Source organism: Amycolatopsis sp. TRM77291 (assembly GCF_054166285.1).
In genome coordinates, this window is record NZ_JBSZHF010000001.1 from 5,913,642 (window position 1) to 5,930,505 (window position 16,864).

14 protein-coding genes and 1 rRNA gene are annotated in these 16,864 nt (G+C 66.8%); 4 read left to right on the top strand and 11 right to left on the bottom strand.

The genetic code is table 11. The features are described 5' to 3' along the window. Positions 1-139 precede the first annotated feature (139 nt). Positions 140-649 (top strand): hypothetical protein, encoded by a 510-nt coding sequence (locus ACXIZN_RS27115; protein WP_457957731.1) that lies wholly within the window; start codon positions 140-142, stop codon positions 647-649. Between the two features lie 65 nt (positions 650-714). Here the strand turns inward: ACXIZN_RS27115 and ACXIZN_RS27120 are convergent, their stop codons facing one another. Beyond that, positions 715-1,200, bottom strand: coding sequence for an RDD family protein (locus ACXIZN_RS27120; RefSeq protein WP_457957733.1), 486 nt, complete (start codon positions 1,198-1,200; stop codon positions 715-717). A 172-nt stretch (positions 1,201-1,372) separates the two neighbouring features. On the opposite strand from ACXIZN_RS27120, the gene glnA (ACXIZN_RS27125) reads away from it, so the two are divergent. Next, positions 1,373-2,797: a type I glutamate--ammonia ligase gene (gene glnA, locus ACXIZN_RS27125; protein ID WP_007033879.1), complete on the top strand. Its 1,425-nt coding sequence runs from the start codon at positions 1,373-1,375 to the stop codon at positions 2,795-2,797. 91 nt (positions 2,798-2,888) lie between these two features. Here the strand turns inward: glnA (ACXIZN_RS27125) and ACXIZN_RS27130 are convergent, their stop codons facing one another. The 5 genes from ACXIZN_RS27130 to ACXIZN_RS27150 form a co-directional block, all read right to left on the bottom strand. Continuing rightward, on the bottom strand, positions 2,889-3,323 hold the full coding sequence (locus tag ACXIZN_RS27130) for an acyl-CoA thioesterase (RefSeq protein WP_044856402.1): 435 nt from the start codon (positions 3,321-3,323) through the stop codon (positions 2,889-2,891). Positions 3,324-3,450: 127 nt separating this feature from the next. Continuing rightward, positions 3,451-6,423 carry a bifunctional [glutamine synthetase] adenylyltransferase/[glutamine synthetase]-adenylyl-L-tyrosine phosphorylase gene (locus ACXIZN_RS27135; RefSeq protein ID WP_457957735.1) on the bottom strand — a complete coding sequence of 991 codons (2,973 nt, stop codon included), beginning with the start codon at positions 6,421-6,423 and terminating at the stop codon, positions 3,451-3,453. A 105-nt stretch (positions 6,424-6,528) separates the two neighbouring features. Next, the gene (locus ACXIZN_RS27140; RefSeq protein ID WP_457957736.1) at positions 6,529-7,659 is read right to left on the bottom strand and encodes an anion permease; all 1,131 of its coding nucleotides are present in this window, start codon (positions 7,657-7,659) and stop codon (positions 6,529-6,531) included. A 93-nt stretch (positions 7,660-7,752) separates the two neighbouring features. Continuing rightward, the gene (locus ACXIZN_RS27145) at positions 7,753-8,508 is read right to left on the bottom strand and encodes a type 1 glutamine amidotransferase (protein WP_457957738.1); all 756 of its coding nucleotides are present in this window, start codon (positions 8,506-8,508) and stop codon (positions 7,753-7,755) included. An 84-nt stretch (positions 8,509-8,592) separates the two neighbouring features. Continuing rightward, positions 8,593-9,045 (bottom strand): rhodanese-like domain-containing protein, encoded by a 453-nt coding sequence (locus tag ACXIZN_RS27150; RefSeq protein ID WP_457957740.1) that lies wholly within the window; start codon positions 9,043-9,045, stop codon positions 8,593-8,595. 107 nt (positions 9,046-9,152) lie between these two features. Here ACXIZN_RS27150 and ACXIZN_RS27155 point away from each other — a divergent pair, with 107 nt between their 5' ends. Beyond that, on the top strand, positions 9,153-9,599 hold the full coding sequence (locus tag ACXIZN_RS27155) for an Lrp/AsnC family transcriptional regulator (RefSeq protein ID WP_457957742.1): 447 nt from the start codon (positions 9,153-9,155) through the stop codon (positions 9,597-9,599). A 121-nt stretch (positions 9,600-9,720) separates the two neighbouring features. On the opposite strand, the gene rrf is transcribed toward ACXIZN_RS27155, so the two are convergent. The 4 genes from rrf to ACXIZN_RS27175 form a co-directional block, all read right to left on the bottom strand. Next, a 5S ribosomal RNA gene (gene rrf, locus ACXIZN_RS27160) occupies positions 9,721-9,837 on the bottom strand. A 403-nt stretch (positions 9,838-10,240) separates the two neighbouring features. Beyond that, positions 10,241-11,803 carry an amidase gene (locus ACXIZN_RS27165; RefSeq protein WP_457957743.1) on the bottom strand — a complete coding sequence of 521 codons (1,563 nt, stop codon included), beginning with the start codon at positions 11,801-11,803 and terminating at the stop codon, positions 10,241-10,243. A 14-nt stretch (positions 11,804-11,817) separates the two neighbouring features. Continuing rightward, complete coding sequence (gene glnA / locus ACXIZN_RS27170) at positions 11,818-13,161, bottom strand: type I glutamate--ammonia ligase (protein ID WP_016331613.1); 1,344 nt, start codon at positions 13,159-13,161, stop codon at positions 11,818-11,820. A gap of 68 nt (positions 13,162-13,229) precedes the next feature. Beyond that, positions 13,230-14,495, bottom strand: a complete 1,266-nt coding sequence (locus ACXIZN_RS27175) for an MFS transporter (RefSeq protein ID WP_457957745.1) — start codon at positions 14,493-14,495, stop codon at positions 13,230-13,232. An 88-nt stretch (positions 14,496-14,583) separates the two neighbouring features. On the opposite strand from ACXIZN_RS27175, the gene ACXIZN_RS27180 reads away from it, so the two are divergent. Next, complete coding sequence (locus tag ACXIZN_RS27180; RefSeq protein WP_457957746.1) at positions 14,584-15,252, top strand: LppX_LprAFG lipoprotein; 669 nt, start codon at positions 14,584-14,586, stop codon at positions 15,250-15,252. A gap of 21 nt (positions 15,253-15,273) precedes the next feature. Here the strand turns inward: ACXIZN_RS27180 and ACXIZN_RS27185 are convergent, their stop codons facing one another. After that, positions 15,274-16,827, bottom strand: coding sequence for an alpha/beta hydrolase (locus tag ACXIZN_RS27185; RefSeq protein ID WP_457957748.1), 1,554 nt, complete (start codon positions 16,825-16,827; stop codon positions 15,274-15,276). Between the last annotated feature and the right edge of the window lie 37 nt (positions 16,828-16,864).

Sequence of the window (16,864 nt, forward strand, 5' to 3'; positions counted from 1 at the left end):
CCTGATCCCTCACCGGAGCAAGGTCGCCACCTGGGGATTCGCGGTCGTAGAGCGAACAATCCATTTACCGGAGCCGGTGGAGATCGATGGGTTGCCTGTCGCTCCTCTAGCCCGAGCCCTCATCGACGCAGCTCGACGTATGGATGAACTCAAGTCGGTACGGGCGATGATCCACGACGCGGTCCATCGTGGGCTATGCACTCCCGAGGAACTTCGAGACGAGCTGGCCCAGGCCAGCACGATCGGCTCCGCGCTCCCTCGAATAGTCGTCAACGCACTCCAGGACGGCGTCGACTCCGCCGTCGAGCAGTGGCTGAAATCTGCGGTCGAGCGCAGCGGCTTGCCCAAGCCCGTGTGGAAGGCAGAGCTACGGACTCCCGACGGAGTGGTTGTCGGGGTCGCCGATGCCTGGTGGCCGCAGGTCGGCGTCGCACTGCAAGTCCGCTACGACGAGGTCGCTCTCGAAACGGACAAGGTGGCCGAGATGCCGGCCCTCGTCGCTGCAGGCCTCATCGTCGTACAGGTGAGTCCGGGCCGGCTGCGTGACGAGCCGCTGGTGGTGATCCAAGACCTGCGAGCAGCCCACCGCCGCGCCCGACAACGACCGCCTCCAGATCTCGGGAGCGTCCCTGCGGCTCCTGCTGCCTAACCACTGCCAGTCCGGCTGCCGGCTTCTTCCGGCGAGAGCAAAGGTCCCTTGCTCCCCATCGGGGGTCATCGCATACGGATTACAACGGTTCCGGTCAGCTGGTCGAGCCAGCTTCGCCCGTCGATGTTGCGGATCGCGGCTGGAATGATCACGAAGGTCAGCGCTCCCCGCACGACGGCACGCCACACTCCGACCATTTGCGCACCGTCGAGCCTGGCGACGCGGATCCCGACCACTGCCATACCGGGGGTGAACCCGAAGAAGGCTGCGGGAATGATCGTGATCGCCGCCCAGACGCCGACCGACCAGAGGTTGAAGGTCTGCATGACGGCCGGGTCCTGAAGGCTGGGCGTCACGAAGAGGGCGGTGACCAGCGAGGCGAGAACGAGGTCGATGAGCAGCCCGAGAAGGCGCGCGCCGCCGCCCGCTACCGAGCCGACACCCGATTGGGGCAAGCCGAGTCGCTCACCACGCCACCGCTGCGTACCCTCGCCACCGGCCGTCGTCTCGTCGCCGGCTCCGGGCAGCCATTCTCCGGTCCATCTCGCCACCCATCCAGGGTATGCCGGTGGCGCGGGCCACATTCGCCCTGGTCGACTACCCGATATCGCCGCCCCGTTAACACCGGCGAAACATACGGGTGACGGTCGGGCAACACCGCGCTCTTAGCGTGAGCCGAAGAGAGTACTGCCGCCGGCAACGAACGAGAAGGAGTCACCGAGGGTGCCCACTACTCCAGACGACATTCAGCGCCTTATCGCCGACGAGAACGTAGAGGTCGTCGACGTCAGGTTCTGCGACCTGCCCGGCGTTATGCAGCACTTCACCGTTCCGGCGAAGGCGTTCAACGAAGAAGCCTACGAAGAAGGCCTCGCCTTCGACGGCTCCTCGGTGCGTGGTTTCCAGTCGATCCACGAATCCGACATGCTGCTCCTCCCGGACCCCGAGACTGCGCGTATCGACCCGTTCCGCAAGGCGAAGACGCTCTCGCTGAACTTCTTCGTGCACGACCCGTTCACCCGTGAGGCGTACAGCCGCGACCCGCGCAACATCGCGCGCAAGGCCGAGCAGTACATCTCCGAGTACGGCGTCGCGGACAACGTGTTCTTCGGCCCCGAGGCCGAGTTCTACATCTTCGACTCGATCCGGTTCGACTCGGCCGAGCACGCCTCGTTCCACGAGATCGACTCCGTCGAGGGCTGGTGGAACACCGGTGCCGACGTGCCGGGCGGCAACCAGGGTTACAAGACGAAGTTCAAGGGCGGCTACTTCCCCGTCCCGCCGGTCGACCACTTCGCCGACCTGCGCGACGAGATCGTCCGCAACCTGCAGGGCTCCGGTTTCGAGATCGAGCGCGCGCACCACGAGGTGGGCACCGCCGGCCAGACCGAGATCAACTACAAGTTCAACACGCTGCTGCACGCTGCGGACGACCTGCAGCTGTTCAAGTACATCGTGAAGAACACCGTGTTCGCCGCCGGCAAGACCGCGACCTTCATGCCGAAGCCGCTCGCCGGTGACAACGGCTCGGGCATGCACTGCCACCAGTCGCTGTGGAAGGACGGCACGCCGCTGTTCCACGACGAGTCGGGGTACGCGGGTCTGTCCGACACCGCTCGCCACTACATCGGCGGTCTGCTCAAGCACGCGCCGAGCCTGCTGGCCTTCACCAACCCGACCGTCAACTCGTACCACCGGCTCGTACCGGGTTTCGAGGCCCCGGTCAGCCTGGTGTACTCGCAGCGGAACCGGTCGGCTTGCGTCCGTATCCCCATCACGGGCAACAACCCGAAGGCCAAGCGTGCCGAGTTCCGGTGCCCGGACTCGTCCGGCAACCCGTACCTCGCGTTCTCGGCGATGATGATGGCCGGTCTCGACGGCATCAAGAACAAGATCGAGCCGCCGGAGCCCATCGACAAGGACCTCTACGAGCTTCCGCCGGAGGAGGCCCAGAACGTCAAGCTCGTCCCGGGCGACCTCGGTGCGGTTCTCGACACGCTGGAAGCCGACCACGACTACCTGCTCGAGGGTGGCGTGTTCACTCCCGACGTGATCGAAACGTGGATCTCCTACAAGCGTGAGAACGAGATCGACCCGCTGCGGCTGCGTCCGCACCCGTACGAGTTCTCGCTGTACTACGACGTGTGATCGTGCGGTAGGAAACACCAAGAGCACGCCGGTGGTGAGGTGCGGAATCGCCCTCACCACCGGCGTTTCTTGTTTAAGCTAGGTAGTAGGTCTACTCCGAAGTGGAAAGAACCTTCAGGTCGACGCCCGCTCGCTCGATCCGGCCACGCGGGTCGTCCACCAGTTTGCGTCGCTCGAGGTCCATCAACCCCAGCGTGCACGTGATCTCTGCCGAGAGAGTGCCGTCGACCTTGTAGATGTTCGAGTCCATGTGGAACGTCTTGCCGGTGCCGAATTTGGCGTCGCAGGTCACGTCGACGACATCGCCTGCCCGAAGCTCGCGCCGGAAGACGATGTGGGATTCGAGCAGCACGAAGGCAAGATTCGCATCACGCATACCCGCGTTGAGGCCGCCGGCGAGTTCCATCAGCTCAAGTCTGGAGACCTCACCATACGAGTGGTAAACCGCATGGTTGAGGTGGCCGAGGGTGTCCAGCTCGTAATGACGCACCTTGATCCGGGTGCGAAATGGCTCGCGCACAGTCACCGGTCCACTGTAAGCGCCACCCACCATCCGCGACGCCGAGTGTGAGCAAGGGACCTTTGCTACCACCTCGTCCGCTCCTGACAAGCGGTAGCAAAGGTCCCTTGCTCCTTACCGCAGGTCAGAGCAGTCAACCTTGGTAGAAAAGGGTCTCCACGACCGCATGGGCGCGTCGCGTCGTCCGCCGGTAGGCGTCGAGGAATTCGCCTGGATCATCATCGGCCGAGTAGCCGAGCACTCGGGCGACCGCAGCGAGGTCACGACCGGAGCTGGGAATTTCGTCGACCGCCTTACCCCGGACCAGCATCCCGGCGTTACGGACGCGCGTCGCCAGCAACCAGGCCTCGGTCAGGGACTCGATCTCGGCGGGCTCAGCGAGCCCCGCCTCCGCCGCGGCCTTCAGGGCCTCGATCGTCGAAGTGGTCCGGAGCCCCTCGACCTCATGTCCGTGACGCAGCTGCATGAGCTGCACGGTCCACTCCACGTCGGCGAGCCCTCCACGGCCGAGTTTCGTGTGCCGGGTCGGGTCGGCGCCCTTGGGCATCCGTTCCGTTTCCACACGCGCCTTGATCCGCCGGATCTCCCGCACGCGAACCGCGTCGAGGCCCGCCTGCGGGTAGCGAATGGGGTCGATCATCTCGATGAACCGTGCACCGAGATCATCGTCACCGGCGATGAACCGAGCACGGAGCAGCGCCTGCGATTCCCAGACCTCTGCCCACCGCCCGTAGTAGCTGCGGTAGGACTCGAGGGTTCGCACCAACGGCCCGCTCCGCCCCTCCGGACGGAGATCGGCGTCGACAACCAGTGCTGGGTCGGGGCTGGGGGCACCGAGGATCTTGCGGACCGTCTCAGCGACGGAGGAAGCGAACTTCGCTGCTTCGGAGTCCGACACACCCTCGACGGGCTCGCACACAAAGAGAACGTCCGCGTCGGATCCATAGCCGAGTTCGGCCCCGCCCAACCGCCCCATGCCGATGACGGCGATCTTCGCGGGAGTTTGGCCGAGCTCGGCCTGGCGCTGGCGAAAAGCAGCCGCCAAGGCACCTTGAAGCACGGCGACCCACACACTGGACAGCGCCTCGCACACTGCTGGGACATCGAGCAACCCCAGTAGATCCGCCGACGCGATCCGGAGCATCTCGTGCCGGCGCAACGATCTCGCGGCCGCGACCGCGGCGTTCAAACCCGGCTGACGCCGCACGGCGGCTCTCAGTGAAGTGGCCACTTCCGCCGAGGTACGGCCGGCCAGCCGCGCTGGATCACCGAGCAACTGCAGTACTTCCGGCGCTCGGGCCAGCAGGTCGGGAACCAGACGTGACGTGCCGAGCAGGAACGCGAGCCGCTCGACGACTGCGCCCTCGTCCCGAAGAACCCGGAGGTACCAGGGCGTTGCCTCGAGCGCTTCCGAGACCTTTCGGTAGGACAGGAGTCCACGGTCAGGGTCCGGGGTGTCGGCAAGAAGGTCCAACAAGACCGGCAGCAGGGCTTGCTGGATGGCCGCCCGACGGGACATTCCCGCAGTCAGTGCCTTGATGTGCTGCAAGGCCCCATCCGGCGCGGCGTAGCCGAGCGCGGAGAGGCGGCTCTCAGCCTGTTTCGTAGTCAGCCGTAGCGCTTCCGTCGGCACGTTCGCGACCGATTGCAGCAGCGGCCGGTAGAAGAGTTTCTCGTGAAGACGCCGGATGTTCTGCAGATGGCGGCGGAACTCCGCCACCAACACGTCCCCTTCGCTTCTGCCTCGGGCCGGCCGCACGCCGCTCGCCCTCGCGATCGTTCGCAGCTCGCTGACGTCCGAAGCGGCAGGGAACAGGTGCGTACGCCGTAGCCGGCGAAGCTGAAGCCTGTGCTCGATGGTTCGGAGAAACTCGTAAGAAGATGCAAGCTCCGCAGCGTCCTTCCGGCCGACGTAACCGCCGTCTCCCAGGGCAGCGAGTGCGTCCAACGTGGACGGGGAACGCAGCTCGGCGTCGATCCGGCCGTGGACCAGTTGCAGCAACTGCACGGCGAACTCGACGTCGCGCAGGCCGCCGCGCCCCAGTTTGAGTTCCCGTTCGGCGTGCGCGGACGGCACATGGCCTTCGACGCGGCGCCGCATCTTCTGGACCTCGGGAACGAAGTTCTCCCGATCGGCCGCAGCCCACACCTTCGGGGCGACCATCTCCGCGTACTGCCGTCCGAGCTCGGCGTCACCCGCGACCGGCCGCGCTTTGAGCAATGCCTGGAACTCCCAGGTCTTGGCCCACTTCTGATAGTAGGCGGCATGGCCATCGAGGGTCCGGACCAAGGCGCCCGCCTTGCCCTCCGGGCGCAACGCCGCGTCGACCTCGAAACATGCCTTGTCGACCACTCGCATCATCGTGCTGGCCAGTCTCGTGGAGACCGAAAGATCTCCATCTCCGACGAAGATGACATCCACGTCGCTCACATAGTTCAGCTCACGACCACCGCATTTGCCCATCGCGATCACGGACAGGTGACCTTCGGCAGCGGCGCCCACCTCGGCCTCCGCGACCAGCAGCCCAACCGTCAGCGCGGCCTCGGCCAGCATCGTGAGCTGGGCCCCGATCTCGGCATAAGGCGGCTGGTGGAGGCCGGGTTCGACCAGGTGTCCGAGGTCGGCCGCGGCTATTCCGAGCAGCAGTTCGCGATAGCCGACGCGAAGAGCCTGCTCCGACTCGAGCCCTGTGAGCAGATCACCGTCGGGTCGCAGATGGTCGAGAAGACTGCTCACATACTGCTCCGGGGCGATGTTCTTCTCGCCCTGGAGGGTCTTCCAGCAGTCGGTGTTCGCGACCAGGAAGTCCGCGAGCGCACTCGAAGTGCCCAAAACACCAAGCAACCGGCCGCGGAAGGTCCGGTTGGTGCGAAGCGCCTGGTCGAGCTCATTCCAGGTACCAGGGTCGGCTTCCCTGATCCGGTCCAGTCCGCTCAGGGCGAGGTCGGGATCCGCCGCACGGGAAAGTGCCGACATCACGTCGGCGGCGGAGCCGTCCGGGCCGGATTCAGTCCACCAACCGGCAGCACGCAGCTGCCCGTCGGCTCGGGGGTCGGTGAAGCCGTATCTCGCCACGGAAGCGGTCGGCCTGGCGCGCTCAACCATCGGCTTCCACCGTAGTCGCCCTTCCGCCCGAGGCCGGACGGACGCGCAAGGGAGCAAGGGACCTTTGCTACCGCGTGGAGGCGGTAGCAAAGGTCCCTTGCTCTCCTAAGCGGCGATCCTGCCGACTTCCTGTTCGGGAACGGTCGGGACTGGGCTCGCGAAGCTGCCTGCGTTGACAGGACTCCGCCGCGAAAGAAGGTAGATCCCGATGCCGATCGCCAGGCCCGCGACACCGACGGCGATCGTGCCCACCGTGCCCGTCGAAGTCACAAGGCCGGCCGCGGCACCGACGATGGCGGCGGCGGGAAGTGTGAACAGCCAGGCGGCCACCATGCGGCCGGCCGTGCGCCAGCGAACCGGTGATTCGTTCCTGCCCACACCGGAACCGACGATGCCGCCGGAGCAGACGTGGGTCGTCGAAAGCGGGAAGCCGAAATTCGTCGAGGCGAGAATGACCGCGGCCGAACTGGTCTGCGCGGCGAAGCCCTGCGGACCATCGATATCCGTTAAGCCCTTACCCAGCGTGAAGGTGATACGCCAGCCACCCAGGTACGTGCCGAGCGCGATCGCCAGCGCAGCGCTGACGATCACCCAGAGTGGCGGCCCCGCGCCGGCGGGGAGGGTTCCGGCGGTGATCATCGTCAGCGTGATGACGCCCATGGTCTTCTGCGCGTCGTTCGTGCCGTGGGCGAGCGAGACCAGCGAGGCCGAGATGATCTGGCCGACCCGGAAGCCGGCGGTGCGACCGCGGCGGACGAAGATCCGATAAACGAAGTACGTCACGATCATCGCGACGAGACCGGCTAAGACCGGCGACAGTGCCGCTGGGACCAGCACCTTCTCGACGATCTTTCCGAAGTGGACGGAGTCCGTTCCGGCCGACACCCAGGTGGCGCCGATCAGTCCGCCGAACAGCGCGTGGGACGAGCTGGACGGTAGCCCGACGAACCACGTGATCAGGTTCCATACGATCGCCCCGACCAGGCCGCCGAACACGATCGCCGGCCCGATCTTGGAGTCGTCGACGAGTCCATTCGAGATGGTCTTGGCCACCTCGACCGACAGGAAGGCTCCGACCAGGTTCAGGACCGCGGAGATCGTCACCGCGACCTTGGGACGCAACGCCCCGGTGGCGATCGACGTCGCCATCGAGTTGGCCGTGTCGTGGAACCCGTTCGTGAAATCGAAAATTAGGGCCGTGACGACGACGAGCACGACCAAGACTGAGGGCTCCACCCCGACCTCCGAACCCTTCGAAATTCCCTCCGCAAGGTACCTGACGGCACGACCCGGGTGTTAATAACCCATACACATTTGAGACATAGGTCGTTAAGCCATCGGCAATGTACGTTGACGGTCCGCAGCCGGGGCGAGGTCACCGGACACCAGACGGACGAAGCGGTGGGCGAACGGCCGCCAGGTTTCGGTGATGTCAGCATGCACTCGAGCAAGGTTTTCCGGGGTCAGTACGTCCGGCCGGGTGAGTTCTGCCATTTCCGGCGACTGTCGCGCCCATTCGAGGACCACCTCCGGCGTCGTCTCGATATGGAACTGGACACCGTAGGCACAACGGTCGAATCGGAAGGCCTGGTAGGCGTACCGCGGCGAGGAGGCGAGAAGCTCGGCGCCCGCAGGCAACCGGGTAATCGCGTCGTTGTGAAACTGCAGGACGTCCTGCATCAGCGGTAAGTCCGCGAAGAGCGGGTCGGTCCAGGCAGCGTCCTTCTTGGACACAAGGCTGGGACCGACCTCTGGTCCTTGATCACCTGTGGCGACGCTGCCGCCCAGCGCCACAGCCAGGAGCTGGCCACCGAGGCAAATCGCGAGCGTCGGGATACGCGCGCCCGCGGCCTTCGAAAGAAGCTTCCGCACGTCCGCCAGCCACGGGTGTTCGCCGTCGTCGTTGGCGCCCATCCCGCCGCCGAGGCAGACGACACCGGCGTAGCCATCGAGATCGGCGGGGAGCGTCTGATCGGGCAGCAACCGGATGTCGAGCTCGGCGCCGGCCTCGGTGAGCCAGTCACCGAGAGGGCCGATCGGATCTGATGCATCCGGCTGGATGACGAGCAACTTGGGAGCGGTCACGTCCCCCAGCCTACGACCGCTGGGAGAGCGGGGGACCTTTGCTACCGCTCGGGGTGGCGGTAGCAAAGGTCCCCTGCTTTCTTGTCAGCAGGCGCAGCGGGGAGTGGGCGTCGAAGTGATAGCGGGTACCGCGGCGTCCCGGTCGACGGGATAGCCGGCGGCTTGCCAGGCGGTGATGCCACCAGAGAGGCGCTTGACTTTGAAGCCGAGCTGCGCGAGCTTCAGTGCCCCCTTGCTCGCGGCGTTGCAGTGGATGCTCTCGCAATAGCAGACGTAGACGAGTTCGCTGTCCATGCCGCTGACCGACTCGGCGGTCATCTCCCGATACGGGAGGTTGATCGCGCCCGGGATGCGAGCCGACGCGAAGGCTTCAGGGGCCCGGGTTTCGACGACCATGTACCCCTGCCGAGAACCAGAGGTGAGGTCCCGGACCAGGTCATCTGGGTCGACCTCGAGGGCGAGCTCGGCGCGCAGGTGCGCGGCCGCGGTCGCGCTGTCCAAGGCCGGAAACATGAGTACGCGGGGTTCGGTCGTCATGCCTCAATCCTGCTGGCCGGTGATCGTCCACAACATCGGATAATCCAGGTCTTTCCGGCGGCTAGCCTGGAGTTTCCTGGCGGGCACGACGATCAACCTGGAGTTCTGTGAACCTCGACGATCTCGACTGGCAGCTACTCGAACTGCTCCAGTCCGACGGCCGGCTGACCTTCTCGGAACTCGGTCGGCGCGTGTCGCTGTCCGCGCCCGCGGTGACCGAGCGGGTTCGTCGGCTCGAGGAGAAGGGGATCATCACCGGATACTCGGCCAACGTCGACGTGACGAAGCTCGGATTACCGATCGAGGCGATGGTGCGGGCAAAGGTGCGCAGTTTGGACACGTCCCGCTTCCGCGAAACCATCCTCGCGCTTCCCCAGGTGCTCGACGCCGATCACGTCACGGGTGACGAGTGCTGGCTGGTGCGAGTCGCCTGCCGGAGTACTGCGGAGTTGGAGGAGCTTGTAGAGCGGATGCAGCGCTATGGGGAGACGACGACTTCTCTTGTCTTCTCGTCGCCTGTTCGGCGCCGCGCGGTAGGCCGGCGGAACTGCTGAGCGCGGCGCGGGGAGCAAGGGACCTTTGCTACCACTTGGCGAGGCAAACATGAAAAAGGGTCCAGGCCCCGGGAGAACTCGTGGTTCTCGACCGGGGCCTGGACCCTTTTTTTTAAGGTTAGTCCGGCGGTGTCCTACTCTCCCACAACCCTTCGGTTGCAGTACCATCGGCGCTGTCAGGCTTAGCTTCCGGGTTCGGAATGGGACCGGGCGTTTCCCTGACGCTATAACCACCGAAACACTGTGAAACACCCACACACGCTCACACGTTGTGTGTGGTTGTGTGNACCTCAAACGAGGTTCAAATACATAAGCTCTACTGGCTTAGTTCACTAGCACACTGTTGAGTTCTCAAGCAACACGCTTTGCTTCAAGCGATATTCACAAGCTTTTGGTCGAGCATGCCGAATCCTACGTTGTTAGCCGTAGGGGGTCGGCGGCCGCTCGTGGGCCGACGCTGAACATTACCTGGTCCGGTTCGCGGTGTCAACCCGCTCGGCCCTGGTTCCTTGCCTCGGGGCTTTCGGCCCCGGCGGCCCGGTGTTCCTGGCGACGAAGAGAAGATTACATGCCCCGGAACCCCCTGAAAACAGGGGGGTCACTTAACGACATCGCCGCAGGTCAGCCGGTACGTATCACCGTCATCCGACGGTCTTCAGGTAGCGGGGCGGTTTACGGGCGGGCGCGACGCGTTCGAAGTCGGCCGCGTAGGCGAGCACCCGGGCGTCCGTCCACTGCCCCGCCATGAACGAAACACCGACCGGGAGCTCGCCGACGAAGCCGGCGGGCACGGTCACCGCGGGGTAGCCCGAGACGGCGGCCGGCGTCGACGACGGGATCACGTCGTTGTCGCCGGTCTTGCAGTCGGTCTTCCAAGCGGGCGGATTCGTGGGCGCGGCGATCGCGTCGAGGCGGTACTTCGCGAGGGTCTCGTCGATCGAGCGTTTCGCCAGATCGGTGAGCTCGCGGCGCATGGCCTGGTAGCCGGGGTCGGACGGGCCGGGCGCGGCGAGCGCCTGCTCGAAAAGCTCCTGTCCGGCGAAGCAGGTCTGCTCCAGCGGATCGGACCTGTTGTAGGCGATCAGCGCGGCGAGGTCGCGCGGGCCTTCGGGGCGCGTGGCCAGGTAGCGATCGATGTCCCGGTGGAACTCGGTGAGCAGGGCCGGGAACTCCAGTTCGCCGAGCCTGGCCTGATACGGCGGCGTCACCTCGACGACCTCGGCACCCGCTTTGACCAGCGAATTCCTGGTCTTCGTCATCACCGCGTCGACGTCCGGGCCGAGGACCGGCAGGCGCCAGAGACCGATCCGGGAACCCTTCAGCACACCGGGCCGGAGGTACGCGGCGTAGTCGGTCGGCTGATTCGGCGGGTACGCGCCGGTGGCCGGGTCGCTCGGGTCGCGGCCCTGGAGCGCGGACAGGGTCAGCGCGACGTCGACGACGTGCCTGGCCATCGGGCCGGCGGTGTCCTGTTCGGCCGAGATCGGCACCACGCCGGTTCGACTGACCAGGCCGAGGCTCGGTTTGTGCCCCACCGTCGCGGTCATCCCGGCCGGGCAGACGATCGAGCCGTCGGTCTCACTGCCGATCGCGACCTGGGCGAGTGACGCGGCGATACCGGCGGCGGATCCGGCGGACGACCCACAAGGGTTGCGATCGAGCACGTACGGGTTGTTCGTCTGCCCACCGACGCCCGACCACCCGGACGTGGGTTTGGCGGCGCGGAAGTTCGCCCATTCGGACAGGTTCGCCTTGCCGAGGACGACCGCGCCCGCGTCACGCAGACGGCGGATCAGGGCCGCGTCCTTCGCGGGCTTGCCGCGCAGCGCGCGCGAGCCCGCCGTCGTCTGCATGGAGCGGGTGTCGACGTTGTCCTTCACCAGGACGGGGATGCCGTCCAGCGGTCCACGGGTCTTGCCGGCGCGACGCCGGACGTCGCTCTCCACGGCTTGCGCGATCGCGGCCGGATCGACCGTGATGACCGCGTTCACCTTCCGGTCGACCTTGCGGATGCGATCGAGATAAGCCGAGGTCAGACCGACCGCGGTCAGCCGTCCGGCGGACATCCGGGCTTGGAGCGCGGGGATGTCGGCGGAGTCGAGATCGAGTGGCTTCCCGGTGGCGGACGCCGCCGGCGCGGCACTCGCCGCGATGGCCGCGGCGACCAATGTCGTCAGAACTCGGAACACCGGTCGCCGCACCATCAGGTCTCCTTCGTCTAGAGAACCGGAAGCAGGGTCCGCAGCTCGTACGGGGTCACCGCGCTGCGGTAGTTATCCCATTCAACACGTTTGTTGCGAAGGAAGAAGTCGTAAACGTGCTCTCCGAGCGCTTCGGGCAGAAGTTCCGATTTCTCCATCTCCGCCAGCGCCTCCCCGAGGTTCTGCGGGAGCTGGGCGTATCCGGCCGCGCGGCGCTCGGCGTCCGAGAGCTGCCAGATGTTGTCCTCGGCGGGAGGCGGGAGCTCGTAGCCCTTCTCGATGCCCTTGAGCCCCGCGGCCAGGATGACCGAGTACGCCAGGTAGGGGTTGCACGCGGAGTCGAGCGTGCGGATCTCCACACGGCGTGACGACGCCTTGCCCGGCGAGTACATCGGCACCCTGACCAGCGCGGAGCGGTTGGCGCGGCCCCACGAAACGGTCGTCGGGGCCTCACTGCCGCTGATCAGGCGTTTGTAGGAGTTCACCCATTGGTTGGTGACCGCCGAGATCTCCTTCGCGTGGTGCAGCAGCCCCGCCACGAAGGCCTTGCCCGTCGCGGACAGCTCGTACGGGTCTTCCGCGTCGTAGAAGGCGTTGCGATCGCCCTCGAACAGGCTCACGTGGGTGTGCATCCCGGAACCCGGCTGATCGGTGAACGGCTTCGGCATGAAGGTCGCGCGGACGCCTTGGGTGAGCGCGACCTCCTTGACCACGTAGCGGAAGGTCATCACGTTGTCGGCCATGGTCAGCGCGTCGGCGTACCGGAGATCGATCTCCTGCTGACCGGGCGCGCCCTCGTGGTGGCTGAACTCGACCGAGATCCCCATCGCCTCGAGCGTCTCGATGGCGTGGCGGCGGAAGTGCGTCGCGGTCGCGTGGCTGGCCTGGTCGAAGTAGCCACCGTTGTCCGCGGGCTCGGGTTCACTGCCGTCGTCCGGCAGGTTGGAGAGCAGGAAGAATTCGATCTCGGGGTGGACGTAGCAGGTGAAACCCGCTTCGCCCGCCTTCGAGAGCTGCCTGCGCAGGACGTGCCTGGGGTCCGCCCAGGACGGGGAACCATCCGGCATCGCGATGTCGCAGAACATGCGCGCCGAGTACGGGCCGCCGTCCGGGGTCTCCCAGGGGAGGACCTGGAACGTGGCGGGGTCGGGCTTCGCGACCATGTCGGACTCGTAGACCCGCGCGAATCCTTCGATGGCCGACCCGTCGAAGCCGATCCCTTCACTGAAGGCGCCCTCGAGCTCGGCGGGCGCGACCGCGACCGACTTGAGAAACCCCAGCACATCCGTGAACCAGAGCCTGACGAAACGGATGTCGCGCTCTTCCAAGGTACGGAGCACGAACTCCTGCTGGCGATCCATGGCCGCACCCTAACGAGAACGTGTTAACGACATGTTTCGCGACGCGCCGTTCGGCCGGAAGTGATGGATCACCCCACGAGGACCGGTTCGGGTTTGGCCGCCTTGGTGATCGCCAGCGAAGCGACCGAAGCGATCACGGCGAGGCTCGCCGCGATGTACCAAGCGAGCGCGTAGCTGCCCGAGGAATCGCGGATCGCGCCCGCGCCGAAGGCCGCGAGACCGGCGCCGAGCTGGTGGCTGGCGAAGACCCAGCCGAAGACGATCGGCCCGGCTACGCCGTATTGCCGGACACAGAGCGCGACCGTGGGCGGAACCGTCGCCACCCAGTCGAGACCGTAGAAGATGATGAACGCCCACATGCTCGGTTCCACCGTTCCGCTCAGCAGTTGCGGGAGGAGAGCGAGCGAAACACCGCGAAGGGCGTAATAGACGCCGAGGAGGATCCTCGGATCGACGCGGTCGGTGAGCCAGCCGGAGGCGATCGTGCCGACGACGTCGAAGATCCCGACGAGGGCGAGCAGTCCGGCGGCGGTCGTCTGCGGCATGCCGTGGTCGTGCGCCGCGGGCACGAAGTGGGTGCTGACCAGGCCGTTCGTCGTGGCACCGCAGATCGCGAAGCCGACGGCGAGCAGCCAGAACGTCCTCGTGCGCGCCGCCGAGCCCAGCACCGAAAGCGCGCGGCGGACGGAACCACCCGTGCGGGTGGCAGGGGCGACTTCGCCGGGCTCCGCGCCGTAAGCCGTCATTCCGATATCGGACGGGTGATCGCGGACCACCAGGAGAACGACGGGCACGACGGCCAATGCGGCGATGGCGATGACGAGCGACGCCGTCCGCCAGCCTTCGTCGACGGCGAGGTTCGCCACGATCGGGAGGAAGATCAGCTGGCCGGTGGCGCCCGCCGCGGTGAGGACCCCGGTGACGACGCCGCGGCTGCGGACGAACCAGCGGGCGGCGACCGTCGCGGCGAAACTCATCGCCATCGAGCCGGTGCCGACGCCGACCAGGACGCCCCAGCAGAGGATGAGCTGCCAGCTCGCGTTCATGAACACCGTGCCGCCGGCGCCGATCGCGACGACGAACAATGCCGTCGAAGCGACGCGTCGCATGCCGAAGCGCTCCATGAGAGCCGCGGCGAAGGGCGAGAAGAGGCCGTAGAGGACGAGGTTCACGGAGACGGCCGACGCGATCGTCGCGCGCGACCAGCCGAACTCGTTGTGAAGCGGGTCGATGAGCACGCCGGGGGCCGCGCGGAAACCGGCGGCGGCGAGCAGGGCGATGAATGCGGCGGCGGCGACGAACCACGCGCGGTGGAGCCGGGTCTCGGATTGCACGGGTACAGCGTCGTGGGCGGCGGCGCTGCGCGAAAGCGGCCGGAAGGACACTGTGCGAAAGATTCGGGCCAAGCCATAGGCTTCGGTCATGCGCTGCCGTCACCTCGTGCCGGCGCTGCTGCTCACGATCGGGCTCATCGGCGGCTGCGCGGGGTCTCCCCCGCTGCCGCCTGCCCAGGACTATGTGAGCGCGGCGGCCGACTCCCTCGTCTCGTTGCGCAGCGTGCGGTTCACGCTCGGGGTGAACGGTGTCGTCACCGGCCTGCCCGTGCGCGGGCTCGACGGCGAAGTCAGCCTCGACGGTGGCGCGGTCGGTAAGGCCGACCTGCAGGACGACTCCGGGCGGCGGAAGGTCGAGTACCGGCTGTCGGGCTCGGAGATCACGCTCAGCGGGCCTGGCGGGAAGCAGGTGCTGCCGGCTTCGGCGCCGTATACGCCTGAAGCGATGCTCGGGCCCGAAGGCGGGCTTCGGCAGCTGCTGACCGGGGCGACCGACCTGCGGGGCGAGCGGTGGGAGCGGGTGCAGGACACCGAGTCGTTCCGGATCGCCGCGAAGGTGCCGGCCGCGGTGATCGGCGCGATCGTGCCGGAGATCAGGTCGGACGTGTTCGTGAAGCTGTGGATTTCGCGGGACGAGCCACGGCGGCTGGTGCGGGTGTGGCTGCAGGTGCCGCCGACGAGGCCGGAAGAGTTCGCGGTGATGCTGGAACTGGCGTTGACCAGGCACAACGCGGTGGTCGTCGGGCCGGGGCGGTAGCAAAGGTCCCTTACTCCCCGGCTAGGAGCAGCGGGTGTCCGGAGCGGGAAGAGCGCCGTCGATCAGGTAGGCGATGCCCGCTCGGTCGACGCACTCGTTCCCGTCGAGGAACACGGTGTGCTGCGCTCCCTCGAACGTGAGCAAAGCTCCCTTGAGGTCCCGCGCCAGGTTCACCCCGGACGCGTACGGGGTCGCGGGGTCGTCGGTGGTCGAGATGATCAGGGGCTTCGGCAGGCCGGTGATGTCCGGTTTGTGCACCTCCGAGGTGGCGGGCACGGGCCACACCGAGCAGATGTCGAGCTCGCTCATGTCCGGGGTGCCACCGGCGAGGAACGGCGCGCCCTGGAGCATCCGCTGGTGGGCGCCTTCGATGACCTGCCTGTCGGCGATCCGCGTGCTGTCGACGCATCGGACCGCGAAGTACACGTCGAGGATGCCGGTGTACCGGCCGTCCGTCTCGCGGCCGTAGTAGTTGTCCGCGAGCGCGACCAGGGTCTTGCCGCTCCCCCGCTTCAGCTCGGCGAGCCCGTCGTTGAGGAACTTCCACGCGTCCTGCGAGTACAGCGCGGCGCTTGTCCCGGTGATGGCGTCCTCGAAGGAGAGCTTGCGGGTCCCGGCGGGCACCGGTTCGGTTATCAGCGGCCGCACCAGGTCCTGGAACGCCTTCGTCACCGCGCCCGCGTCCCGGCCGAGCGCGCATTCCGCGCGAGCGGCGCACCATTTGCCGAATTCGGCGAAGGTGTTCTGAAACCCGGCCATCTGCGTGACCAGCGACTCGGCGGTGTCGAGTTGGGGATCGACCGCACCGTCGAGAAGCAACGCCCGCACTTTGTCCGGATAGGCCTCGGCGTAGGCGGTCCCGATCTGCGTGCCGTAGGAAAAGCCCAGGTAGCTGAGCTTTTCGTCGCCGAGAGCCGAACGCAGGACGTCGAGATCGCGGACGACGTCCCTGGTCCCGATGTTGGCGAGGAGCTCCGTACCGTGCTTCGTGCGCTCGGCGCACTTCGCGGCGTACGCCTTGGCGTCAGCGAGCTGCTTCGCGACACCGTCGGGCGTCAAGTCGCTTTCCGAGTCCTCCGCTCGGTCCGCGTCGCGTTCGGCATCGGTGAGGCAGACGAGCTTCGGCTCGCTGGTCCCCACTCCACGCGGATCGAAGCCGACGATGTCGAAGCGTTCGGCCAGCGCCGCCGCGGGCCGGGACTTCGCGATCCGCGCCGCGGCCGAGACGCCTGAGCCACCGGGGCCGCCCGGGTTGAGCACGAGGGAGCCGATCCGCCTGCCGGTGTTCTTCGTCTTGTGCCGGAGGACGCCGATCGAGATCGTCTCGCCGTCCGGCTTCAGGTAGTCGAGCGGCACGGTGAGCTTCGCGCAGTCGAACGCCTTGTCCGTGTGGGACGCGCACGCACCCCACGCCAGCTTCTGCTCGGAGTACTTCTCGAGCGCCTTCGGGTCCGGAGTGGGTGAGGCCGTGGTGGTCGGCGACGGCGCCGGCTGCGGCTGTTGAGGCTGCTGCGTCGTGCACGAGGCGACGAGCACGACGGCAACGAGCACGGCCGGGACGCGGCGAAGGCTCATCTCGCGATCTTCGCAGCGTCCCGGCCGCTCATGGGCC

Coding starts and splice junctions, on each gene's coding strand:
- ACXIZN_RS27185 (WP_457957748.1), bottom strand. CDS start 16,827: ATGAGCCTTCGCCGCGTCCCGGCCGTGCTCGTTGCCGTCGTGCTCGTC.
- ACXIZN_RS27135 (WP_457957735.1), bottom strand. CDS start 6,423: ATGGTTGAGCGCGCCAGGCCGACCGCTTCCGTGGCGAGATACGGCTTC.
- ACXIZN_RS27115 (WP_457957731.1), top strand. CDS start 140: ATGGATGAACTCAAGTCGGTACGGGCGATGATCCACGACGCGGTCCAT.
- glnA (WP_016331613.1), bottom strand. CDS start 13,161: ATGGATCGCCAGCAGGAGTTCGTGCTCCGTACCTTGGAAGAGCGCGAC.
- ACXIZN_RS27150 (WP_457957740.1), bottom strand. CDS start 9,045: ATGACGACCGAACCCCGCGTACTCATGTTTCCGGCCTTGGACAGCGCG.
- ACXIZN_RS27180 (WP_457957746.1), top strand. CDS start 14,584: ATGCGCTGCCGTCACCTCGTGCCGGCGCTGCTGCTCACGATCGGGCTC.
- ACXIZN_RS27165 (WP_457957743.1), bottom strand. CDS start 11,803: ATGGTGCGGCGACCGGTGTTCCGAGTTCTGACGACATTGGTCGCCGCG.